The following is a 9,941-nucleotide window of genomic DNA, read 5'->3' as shown; positions in this document are numbered from 1 at the left end:
GATCGCCGTCTACCAGGCCATGCTGGAGAAGGTCACCCAAACCAGCCACTCCCTTCAGTGATTCCACCGTTGCACTTGGTGCTTGATACCGCCCCCCGAAAAGAAGCCAGCGCCGCCAGGTCAGGGTGTCCCGGTTTTCGCCCTCGGGGATCAGCCGGGGGCTAGGCGTGGCGTCAAACTCAAACCCGCTTCAACTCGATCACATCCGTTGCGGCGACCAGTTTGTCTGGGTAGTCGCCCACCGCTGCATCATGTCGAGCCGTTGTTTCAGGTAGGTCGTTCGGTTGTAAGCCCGCCCGCGGGCATCCTCGACCGAGTGGGCCATCAGCTCAGCCCGGGCGCGCAGGTTGGCGGCCTGCACGGGTGAATGGGGCAGCGCATCCCAGACGCTGGCGTAGGTCTCGGCGGTCATGTTCGCTGGTCTTGCCACAGCGCGGCCATCATGCGGCCAGCGGCTCGCCCTTGCGTAGCGGCTCGATCGCAGGCTGGCGGCGCTTGGATGCGCGCCATAGGTCGTATTGCGTTTGCAGCCCCAGCCACAGGTCGGGGGACGTGCCCAGCCAGCGCGCCAGCCGCAGCGCCATCGATGCCGACACCCCGGCGCGTCCGTTCAGCAGCTTGGACAGGGTGACACGATCCACGCGCAAGGCCTGCGCAGCCTGGGTGACAGTCATTCCCTCAGGCAGCCATTCTTTCAGCACCTCGCCCGGGTGCGGCGGGTTGTGCATGCGGGTGGCGCTCATGATGCGGTCTCCTAGTGGTAGTCCTGATAGTCCACAACCTCGGCGTCCGTGCCGACGAACCGAAACGTCAGCCGCCAGTTGGCATTGACCCAAACGGCCCAGTGTCCGGCCAGGTCGCCGGTGAGCGGGTGCAGCCGCCAGCCTGCCGCGTCCATATCGGCGGGGCCGGTGGCGTTGTCCAGCGCAGCCAACATGACGCGCAGCCTGCCCGCGTGGTGGGGCTGGATTCCGGCCTTGCTGCCGGTGCGGAAAAACGCCTCCAGTCCGCGGTGCCGGAACGATCGGATCACGGGTCGATTGTTGCGTGTGGCGCTACGCTTGTCAACGCGGTCATCATGCGGCTGCCGCGCTTTTTTCGCTGCGTTCGACCCCTAGCCGAAGCCCCAAGGCCTTCAGGACGGCCAGCAGGGTTTTGAGCGTGGGGTTGCCGCGCGCGCTCAGCGCTCGGTAGAGACTTTCCCGGGAAAGCCCTGTCTCTTGGGCAATGGCGCTCATACCTTTGGCTTCCGCGTAGCAGCGCAGCGTGGTCAGCAGCGCTTCGCGTCCGCCAGGCTGTTGCGCCTCGGCCAGGGCCGCCGACAGCAGCTCTGCGGCAAAGGCGGGATCGTCGCGCATCAGCGCGATAAGGGTTTCGTCGTGAGGGCGATCGGGGCGGCTCATGTCCGGTTCCTCGCTTGCCAGTCTTGCCAGTAACCCAGGGCTGTGTCGATGTCGGCTTGCTGGGTGCGCTTGTCTCCGCCGACCAGCAGCAGGATCAGACGCTTGCCCGCGCGGGCGTAATAGACGCGATAGCCCGGCCCGTGGTCGATTCTCAGCTCCCAAACCCCGCCATCCAGCGGCTTGCAGTCGCCGAAGTTGCCGCCTTGCATCCGCAAGACGCGGGCCGCAATCCGGGCGCGGGCCTGCCGGTCAGCCAAGCGCTCCAGCCACGCCTGGTAAGGGCTGCGGCCTTCGGGCGTCAGGTAATCGACAAGCTCCCACACGGCTGAACTGTAGCCTATAAAACACAGCTAGGTAGGCTTCGCTGCGGCGCTCATGATGCGGTCTCAATCTGCACGCGCAGCCGCGCGCCCACGGCGTGGGCGTAGCGTTGCAGGGTGCGCAGCGTGGGGGACGTGCGGCCCGATTCCAGCCGCGCAATGGCGCTTTGCGTGGTGCCCATGCGTTGCGCCATCTCGGCTTGCGACAGTCCGGCGCGGGCGCGCGCCTCGATCAGCAGCCGCGCCGCTTCATACTGCGGGGCCAGCTCGTCAAAGGCGCGCTGCACGTCCGGATCACGCAGCAGGCGCGCTTCCAGGGCGTCGGGCAACCCTCCCCTGCGCGTGGGCATCATGCCGCCTCCGGTTGCGCCAGCCGTGCAATCGGCGCTCGCTGGCGCGCGCGTTCGCGGGCTTCCCACAGGTCGCGCGCCGTTTGCATGCGCAGCCAGAATCCGGCGCTGGTGCCCAGGGCTTGGCTCAGGCGCACGTCCATATCCGCCGTGACGCTGGCATGCCCGTTGAGGATGCGCGACAGCATCACGCGCGAGACGCCTAGGTGACGCGCGGCATCGGTCACGCTCAGCCCCAGCTCAGCCAGCCAGCCGCGCAACACTTCGCCGGGATGGGGCGGATCGTGCATCATGGCAGCGCTCCTTTCGGTCAGTGATAGTCCAGGTAATCCAGCAGCTCCACATCCGACCCTTCGAAGCGAAACGTCAGCCGCCAATTGGCTTGCACCGTGACGGCCCACAGCCCGCGCAGGTCGCCGCTGAGGGCGTGCAGCCTCCAGGATGGGCGGCTCAGGTCTTGCGGCCCGGCGGCAGCGTCCAGGGCGGCCAGCAGCTCGCGCAGGCGCGCAGCGTGCTGCGGCAGGATGCCCGCCTTGCTGCCCGTTTCGTAGAAGGCCTGCAGCCCCTTGTGGCGGAAGGATCGGATCATCGTATAGCCAAAGTTTACGGCAACCCGTCCGCTTACGCCACCACGCGCAGCCGCTGGGCGGCATCCTGCGGCACCTCGATCCCGGCCTGCTCCAGAATCCAGCTCTCGATCTTGACGTGCCACTTCGCCAGCAAGTCCAGGGGCCGCACGGTGTAGTGCTTTTCCGCCGTGGCGCTGGGCTTGTGGCCCATGATCTGCGCCACCACGCCTACGGGCACCTCGACCCACTCGGACAAGCTCTTGAAAGAACGGCGCAGGCCGTGCAGGGTGACGGGCGGGACGCCTGCCAGCGTGCAAACCCGGGTGGCAGCGTGATTCGGCGGCGCAATGGGGCCTGCGGCCTTGCCGCTCATGAACACGTAGGGGCCACGGCGGGGAAGCGCAGCCAGCAACGCTGCCACGTAGGGCGTGAGAGGAATCACGCGCTCGCCCTCGACCTTGTCGCGGATGGTCAGGCTCTTCCATTGAAAATCCACGTCCGACCAGCCCAGCCGCAGCAGCTCGCCGGGGCGCGCGCCGGTCAGCAGCAGGGCTTGCAGGTAGGCGCTCACCTCGGGGGCTTGGGTGCGCACGGCCTCGAACCATGGGCGCAGTTGGTCGCGCAGCAGGGCGTCATCTTTGGCCTTGGGCTTGCCCAGTTGCTCGCGCGCGCTCTTGCTCTTGGCGGGGTTGCCATCGGGCAGGGCGTGACGGTATTCGGGATGCGCGCGGCACCAGTTCAAAAACACTCCCAGCAGGCGCAGGCACAGCCGCGCCACGGTCGGGCGCTCGGTGGCGTGCCGGGCGGCCCAGGCCTCGACGGCAGCGGCGCCCAGTTGCGCCAGCGGGCGGTTCAGCAGTTCGCGCAGCGGGCCGGGCTGGGTCTCGCCCCTGCCGCGCTTCCTGGGTTCGCCGCCGGGCTGCACCAGCTTCACATGGTCGGCGTAGTGGCGCTCGCCCCAGGCATGGCGTCGTTCCTCGCAGTACGCGCACCACACGTCCAGGGCGCAGGCTTGGGCGGCCTGCTGGCGGGCGCGCTGCGCCTCGAATTCCTGCTGCTGGCGCTTGGCTTCCTCTCGGGGGTCAATACCCCGATCCACCAGCGCGGCCAGCTCGCGCGCACGGGCACGCGCGGCCTCGATTGTCCAGTGCGCCGGATCGCCGATGGTCACGCGCACCGTGCGGCGGTGCAGCTTCGCCTCGAACACGTAGGCCTTTGCCCCGGCAGGTGTCGCGCGCAGCGCCAGCGTGGGCACCTCCGAGTCGCGCAGGAAGGCTTGGGCCTGCCCGCTCGGGCAGGTGAAGGCAGCCACGCGGCCAGCCGTGAGTCGCACCCGTGTAGCCATGTCGCACCCCCAATCCGCGAATCAGTCCGCAGGTTTTGCCATGTAGCCACCATGTAGCCAATTTTGCTCAAAAAGGCGGCAAACCGATCAACACATGCTGCGCCGCAGCAATTTGTAACATGTTGATTTTCTAGGATTCTATCAACATCGGGGAATGGGGCGGAATAGGGGTTGAAGCGGACTCTTAATCCGTAGGTCGTAGGTTCGAATCCTACAGGACCCACCAGCGTTGTGTACGGCTGCACCAGCGCGCCGCGCATTCCGAGCTACCTTATGTTGCGTTGCAGCCCGGCGCCCTCACCCGCCATCGCGGCGCCGATTCAGGACAGCCTCCTCCTCGCCCAGCGCGGCACCCTAAACCGGACAAGCCGTGCGTAGGCCGTGACGTAAACAACCGCAAAGCCCAGCGCGCTTAGCTGCAGCAACGCCTCGCTGCGCCAAAAAAGCAGCGCAGGGACCACCCCCATCGACGCCAGCCCCCAGAGGTACGGCGACGTTGCCGCGTTGCGGCGGGTCACGTCGCGCGCAACTTGGTACCCCGCGGCCCAACGCACCAAACGGCGGTACACCAGCATGTGCAGATGCAAGGCGTCCGGCACCCCTGGTGATATGCCGCGCAAACAACGCTTGCGGTACACCGAAAACAACGTCTCGGTGATCGGGTACGCGCACACCAGCAAACCAAACCATGGCGAGACCTGCGGATGCCGCACCACCAACAACACCGCCACTTCCGCCAACATAAAGCCGGTGAAGTAAGCCCCCCCGTCCCCCATGAAAATCAGGCCACGCGGGTAGTTCCAAATAAAAAAACCCGCCAAGGCGCCTATCATCGCCAGGCACACTTGCAGGATCAAGCCATCACCCACGGACCATGCCACGTAGCCAAACGCCATAAACATCAATATCGAAACTGCAGCGGCCAAACCGTTAAAGCCGTCAATGATGTTGATGGCATTGGCCACCCCGGCCACGGCCACAAGCGTTAACACCATCCCCAACACCGGAAAGGTCGCGAGCAGTGCGTCCAACCCAGGCACCCCCAGCCGGGGCAACTGGGCTCCTAGCAGCACGATGGCCACACCCGCCGCAGCCACCGTGCCCACCAAACGTGCCGTCACCCCCACGCGCTTGGTTATATCCTCCGCCAGACCTACCATCCAGGCGGGCAAGCTCGCGAGCGTCAACCATGCCGCCTGCACATCCACCAAACCACGCCAGCCACTCCATGCCAGCGCTCCCCCAAACCCCAACAACAGCGCTACCCCCCCGACCCGGGGAACTTCACCGGTGTGAAATTTTTGCACCCCGATCGCGTGGTCACCACTAACCTGGACATGCAGATGACGAAATCGCACGAGCAACAGCGCGACCACAAAACTCACCAGAAAACTTACCCAGAGCGTCTGCACAACCTCACCCCTTCTGCAGCAACACGCGCAGCAACCGCTCGTTCGCCCTACGAACGTCGAAGCGTTCCTCCGCCAGCCGCCGACTTTCCCGCCCCATGCGCTCGATCAATTCAGGTTGTTCAATAAAACGGCTCATGGCCATCACCAGCGCCTTCGTATCACGCGGCGGCACCAAAAAGCCATTCACTCCATCAACCACCGTTTCACGGCACCCAGGCACATCCGTGGTGATAACCGGACGGCCCATCGCCATGGCTTCCTGCGTACTGCGAGGCACACCCTCCCGGTACGAGGGTAAAACAAACACACTGGTTTGCGCCAGCCACGGCCTGACATCCACGGCACCGGGCCACTCCACGGTACCGTCTTGCAGCCACGGCCGTACATCCGCCTCCCCCAACCCGTCTGGGCTGTCGTCCAGCGGCCCCAACAGCCAAAAACGAACCGCTGGGTGCTTGGCCTTGACTTCCCGCGCCGCCGCCAAGAATTCCATCACACCCTTGGCCCGCAGCAGCCGCGCAACGAGTGTGAAGGTGAGCGGCTGCACGTGCGCGGCGCACCTTGGCCATTCATCCAAGGAAACCCCGATACCCCCTAACAACACCGTCTTATGCACCGGCAAGCCACAGCACAACTGCAAGTCGCGTGCATCGTCGGGGTTCAGTATCACCACACGATGCGCCATCCGGAACGCCCAGCGATACAGCAGGGTCAGCGCCGTGGCGGCAACCCTTCGCTTGAAAGAACGTTCCCCCGGCGAGCCTTCGATCAACGCGAAACCTAGCCCCTCCACCATGGCTACACGCCGAGGCACCTTGGCTAGCCAAGCTGCCAATGTGCCCCACACGTTGGTCTTTGCCGCGTACGTCAAGACGACATCGGGCTTTTCAGTGCGAAACCGTTTGACGAGCGCCACCAAGCTTCGGACATCGTGCCAAGGGTTCAAACCTGTTCTTAATAGGGGATAAGCATACGCGCGCGCGCCCAAGCTCTCTACCCGGTGTTTCAACTCCGGCGACCAGTCCGGTGCCAGCACCACCACGTGGCATCCCGCCCCAAGAAGATCCTTGATCAGCGGCCCACGGAAATTCAGTGTTGCAGCCGCTGCGTGGCCAACCAAGCAGACTTTGAGCGGCCTTGTAGCTGCACCTACCTGACTAGACATGGGCGCAAGCTTTCACCATACTATTCTCCCAAATCGTCCCGGCATCATACTACGTGTCGCGAGCCGGTCTCGGCATGCAACGACACCGGACACCACCCAGCCTAAACGAATCTTTGCCGCATCCCAATTTGCGCTCACTCACGGCCGCCTTGACACAACCCGTGCATCCATTTCACACACCCTAAAAGCCACCACATCACTATTTCAGGCAAACGCTCACGATAAAGAAGCTCTTCATTCGGACTTAACACAACATAGAACATCGCAATCAACCATGCAAATACGAACAAGACTGCAAAAAACGCACGATTGTTCATTGAAGCCGAAGCAACACCAACAACACACCCCAACAGCACAACATAAAAAGCAATCATTTCCACGGCTGCTACAAGACGCTTCATAACGCCGCCGGGCGATGCAGTCCAACACACACCCCAAAATCCGCGAGCCCGGGGAACTGGCGACAACAGCGCGCGCCATGCACACCAGCTTGGTCTCTGCGACGGTTCAGCGAACGGTTTATCGTACAGCTACGGTGACCTGAGACGGATCGTGTAGCCGTTTGGCTGGTGAGTTCTCTACCCTTAACAGGCAAGGAGAGCTCCCTGAAGAAGCGATTCACCGACGAGCAGATCATCGGCATCTTGCGCGAAGCCGAAGTCGGTGCCATTTCGATCAAGGCCCTGTGCAAGAGCAAGAAGCACAACGTTGCCGAGCAGACCTTTTTCCGCTGGCGCAACAAGTTTGGCGGCCTGGACGTGCCCGACGCCCGGCGGCTCAAGGACCTCGCGTCCGAGAACGCCCGGCTCAAGCGGCTGGTGGCCGAGCAGATGCTGGTCATCGACGGGATGAAGGAGATCTGACGACCCCGTCGGAACGACGCGACACGGTCCAGGTGCTGGTCCTTCGGGGACTCTCGCAGCGAAAGGCCCTTGGTTATCTGGACCTGAGCCGCTGCATCGCCAGCTACGCCCCGCGCCAGGCCGCCAAGGACCAGGCGTTGGCCGAGCGGCTGCTGGCCGCGTCGCCGAAGGTGCCGCGGTTCGGGTATCGCCGCATGGCGGCCTGGTTGGACCTGGGCGAGGCCCGGGTGCGGCGCTTGTGGCGGCAGCTGGGTCTGAACATTCCCCGCCGCCGGCCGCGTCGCCGCCGTTGCGGCAACGACATCCGGCTGCCGGGCGCGGTGCACCCGAACGCCGTCTGGAGCTACGACTTCGTCCACGACCAGATGGTCGACGGACGCGCCTTGAAGATGCTGTGCGTGATCGACGAGTACACCCGGGAATGCCTGGCCATCGAGGTCAGGGCCAGCCTTCGGTCGCAAGACGCAATCCTGACCCTGTCGCGGCTGATGCGGCTTTACGACAAGCCGGCCTTTGTCCGCTCCGACAACGGCGCCGAGTTCACGGCGACCAAGGTGATGCGCTGGCTGCGCGACGCGGCGATCGGCCCGGCGTTCATCGCGCCGGGCAGCCCTTGGCAGAACGGCTTCGTCGAAAGCTTCAACGGCACGCTGCGCGACGAGCTGCTGAGCCGCGAATGGTTCCGCAGCCGCGCCGAGGCAAAGGTGCTGATCGAACGCTGGCGGCAGTTCTACAACGAACAGCGACCGCACAGCGCCCATGGTTACAAGCCCCCGGCGAGCGTTCGCCGGAACTGGTCGCAACCCGATACCATCCACCCCGGACTCACTGCCTGATTGGCTACAAGTTTCATACTCAGGTCAACCTCACCACCCTGCAGCCGCGTCAGCGATCGTTGTGCAGACCTTCCTTAGCCAGACCATCCGCTTTACTCGGACGCACGCCCGTTGACCGCCGGCCTGTCGGCACACACAGCACGCCACGCTTCGCGGTACCTTGCCACCATCGTTTCAATGCCAAAATGCTGCACGATGCGTTGGCGGCAACGCGCTTTGCGCGCGACCCACGTTTGGGCGTTGCTCATGTCACTCAGCGCTCGTTGGATAGCCTTGGCCAACGCTTCGGGGTCGCGGGGTGGTACGATCCACCCCGTATCCGCCACGATCTGTGCCGCGTCTCCCACATCCGTGGTCACACAAGGGGTACCGCAGGCCATGGCCTCTGCCAAAACATTGGGAAACGCCTCAGCCGCAGATGGCAGCACATGAACATCCAGCGCGTTCATCAAGGAGGGTACATCGGTCGTCGGCCCCAGCAGGCGTACGCAGTCGCCTAGCCCCGCCGCGCTTACCTGCTGCACGAGCTCGCGGTTATGTTCATCGACTCCGCTACCCACAAGCACCGCCGTGAACTCAACCCCTCGCCGGGCGAGTAGCGACAGCGCGGCGATGAGGTTGGTGTGATCTTTCTGTGGGTCGAAGCGCGCCACCGTCCCTAGCAACACGGCGTTAGGCTCAATCCCATGGGTCAGTCGCCACCGCACCCGCGCCGCCACGTTCGGCACGAAGTGCGACAGGTTGTAGCCGTTTGGGATAACCACCATGCGGCGTCCGTCGTACCCCATGGTCGCATGTACCCGAGCGGCCGCTTCAGCGCATACCACGATTTTGTCGGGCACCCAGTGTGAGAAGATCGCGCACGCCCGCGCCACCATGAACGTGGCCCACGAGGATCGCCCTGGCGCTAACGTGGTATTGTGAATCCCCCATACCACCGGTAAACCACGTAGGCGGGCCATCAGCCCCCCCAAAAAATCAGCATGGTACATCCAGGTCTGCACCACATCCGGCTGTACCGAGCCTATCAAACGCCAATGCCGTCGCAGCGCCTCCACCGTTACGCGCCCACGGGGCATGTTCAGCGCGTGCACTGGCACCCCCGCCGCCTCAAACATGGGGCCGTATTTGCCCGGGCCGGTCAACGAGAGGACATGGTGCTCGTCGTGAGGGTCGTGGGCAACGAGACGATGCAGAACCGCCTCCGCGCCCCCGTCGCCCAAGCCCGTGACGACATGCAACACCCTCATGCCACGCGCCCCCGCTGACCGCCGGGGTACCGCGGCAACCCCATGGCGGCAAGGTACGCGTCGATGGCCCGCTCCTGTTCAAAATCCTGCGCACGCACGCGAACATCCGGCAAGGCAGCGCGCGGCGTTGCCAACACATCACACATCGCGTGGGCCAGGGCATCCGCGTCGCGCACCGGGACCAACCGCCCCCACCGCCCGTCCTGCAAAATCTCGCGCGGTCCGCTCGGGCAGTCCGTACTGACTACAGGAACCCCGCACGCCATGGCCTCGACCAATACGTTACCAAACCCCTCCCACCGGGATGAAAGAACGAATAACGCCGCCTTCGCCAAGTAGTCGCCCCTGAAATATTCATAACATCATGATTTTTCTTGTGTTATTGTCTGTTTGCGAGTACAATTTCCCCCAGATCTGATGTCTGATGC

General features: G+C 64.2%; 14 protein-coding genes, 1 tRNA gene and 1 pseudogene. 2 read left to right on the top strand and 14 right to left on the bottom strand.

Annotated elements, in window-relative coordinates; all coding sequences use genetic code 11:
- Window positions 1-199 precede the first annotated feature (199 nt).
- From EDC36_RS12965 to EDC36_RS12925, 9 genes are read right to left on the bottom strand one after another with little or no spacing between them, the layout of a single operon-like run.
- The gene (locus tag EDC36_RS12965) at window positions 200-412 is read right to left on the bottom strand and encodes a hypothetical protein (protein ID WP_132963687.1); all 213 of its coding nucleotides are present in this window, start codon (window positions 410-412) and stop codon (window positions 200-202) included.
- 28 nt (window positions 413-440) lie between these two features.
- The gene (locus EDC36_RS12960) at window positions 441-743 is read right to left on the bottom strand and encodes a HigA family addiction module antitoxin (protein ID WP_132963686.1); all 303 of its coding nucleotides are present in this window, start codon (window positions 741-743) and stop codon (window positions 441-443) included.
- Window positions 744-754: 11 nt separating this feature from the next.
- Window positions 755-1,033 (bottom strand): type II toxin-antitoxin system RelE/ParE family toxin, encoded by a 279-nt coding sequence (locus EDC36_RS12955; protein WP_132963685.1) that lies wholly within the window; start codon window positions 1,031-1,033, stop codon window positions 755-757.
- A gap of 43 nt (window positions 1,034-1,076) precedes the next feature.
- Window positions 1,077-1,403, bottom strand: coding sequence for an addiction module antidote protein (locus EDC36_RS12950; RefSeq protein WP_132963684.1), 327 nt, complete (start codon window positions 1,401-1,403; stop codon window positions 1,077-1,079).
- Window positions 1,400-1,726: a type II toxin-antitoxin system RelE/ParE family toxin gene (locus EDC36_RS12945; protein WP_132963683.1), complete on the bottom strand. Its 327-nt coding sequence runs from the start codon at window positions 1,724-1,726 to the stop codon at window positions 1,400-1,402. Before EDC36_RS12945 ends, EDC36_RS12950 begins: the two co-directional genes overlap by 4 nt.
- 50 nt (window positions 1,727-1,776) lie before the next feature.
- Window positions 1,777-2,076 (bottom strand): helix-turn-helix domain-containing protein, encoded by a 300-nt coding sequence (locus EDC36_RS12940; protein ID WP_243646593.1) that lies wholly within the window; start codon window positions 2,074-2,076, stop codon window positions 1,777-1,779.
- Window positions 2,073-2,366, bottom strand: a complete 294-nt coding sequence (locus EDC36_RS12935; RefSeq protein WP_132963682.1) for a HigA family addiction module antitoxin — start codon at window positions 2,364-2,366, stop codon at window positions 2,073-2,075. Before EDC36_RS12935 ends, EDC36_RS12940 begins: the two co-directional genes overlap by 4 nt.
- 17 nt (window positions 2,367-2,383) lie before the next feature.
- On the bottom strand, window positions 2,384-2,662 hold the full coding sequence (locus EDC36_RS12930) for a type II toxin-antitoxin system RelE/ParE family toxin (RefSeq protein WP_132963681.1): 279 nt from the start codon (window positions 2,660-2,662) through the stop codon (window positions 2,384-2,386).
- Window positions 2,663-2,694: 32 nt separating this feature from the next.
- Window positions 2,695-3,954 (bottom strand): tyrosine-type recombinase/integrase, encoded by a 1,260-nt coding sequence (locus tag EDC36_RS12925; RefSeq protein ID WP_341539531.1) that lies wholly within the window; start codon window positions 3,952-3,954, stop codon window positions 2,695-2,697.
- A gap of 183 nt (window positions 3,955-4,137) precedes the next feature.
- Between EDC36_RS12925 and EDC36_RS12920 the strand changes: the two genes are divergently transcribed.
- Window positions 4,138-4,213, top strand: a tRNA-Ser gene (locus EDC36_RS12920).
- Window positions 4,214-4,307: 94 nt separating this feature from the next.
- On the opposite strand, the gene EDC36_RS12915 is transcribed toward EDC36_RS12920, so the two are convergent.
- The 3 genes from EDC36_RS12915 to EDC36_RS12905 all read right to left on the bottom strand — a co-directional run bounded on the left by EDC36_RS12915 (window position 4,308) and on the right by EDC36_RS12905 (window position 6,995).
- Window positions 4,308-5,399, bottom strand: coding sequence for an MraY family glycosyltransferase (locus EDC36_RS12915; RefSeq protein ID WP_132963679.1), 1,092 nt, complete (start codon window positions 5,397-5,399; stop codon window positions 4,308-4,310).
- A 4-nt stretch (window positions 5,400-5,403) separates the two neighbouring features.
- Window positions 5,404-6,564, bottom strand: coding sequence for a glycosyltransferase family 4 protein (locus tag EDC36_RS12910; protein WP_132963678.1), 1,161 nt, complete (start codon window positions 6,562-6,564; stop codon window positions 5,404-5,406).
- Window positions 6,565-6,698: 134 nt separating this feature from the next.
- Entirely contained in the window at window positions 6,699-6,995 is a 297-nt protein-coding gene (locus tag EDC36_RS12905) for a hypothetical protein (RefSeq protein WP_132963677.1), read from the bottom strand.
- A gap of 174 nt (window positions 6,996-7,169) precedes the next feature.
- Here EDC36_RS12905 and EDC36_RS12900 point away from each other — a divergent pair.
- A pseudogene (locus EDC36_RS12900) lies at window positions 7,170-8,263 on the top strand (IS3 family transposase).
- Window positions 8,264-8,355: 92 nt separating this feature from the next.
- On the opposite strand, the gene EDC36_RS12895 reads toward EDC36_RS12900, so the two are convergent.
- Window positions 8,356-9,513, bottom strand: coding sequence for a glycosyltransferase family 4 protein (locus tag EDC36_RS12895; protein ID WP_132963676.1), 1,158 nt, complete (start codon window positions 9,511-9,513; stop codon window positions 8,356-8,358).
- The gene (locus EDC36_RS12890; protein ID WP_132963675.1) at window positions 9,510-9,848 is read right to left on the bottom strand and encodes a glycosyltransferase; all 339 of its coding nucleotides are present in this window, start codon (window positions 9,846-9,848) and stop codon (window positions 9,510-9,512) included. The genes EDC36_RS12895 and EDC36_RS12890 overlap by 4 nt, the downstream gene beginning before the upstream one ends.
- Window positions 9,849-9,941 lie beyond the last annotated feature (93 nt).

This window comes from Tepidimonas ignava, assembly GCF_004342625.1.
GTDB lineage: Bacteria > Pseudomonadota > Gammaproteobacteria > Burkholderiales > Burkholderiaceae_C > Tepidimonas > Tepidimonas ignava.
The sequence above is the reverse complement of the archived record's forward strand: the minus strand, read 5'-3'. Positions and strand labels throughout refer to the sequence as shown.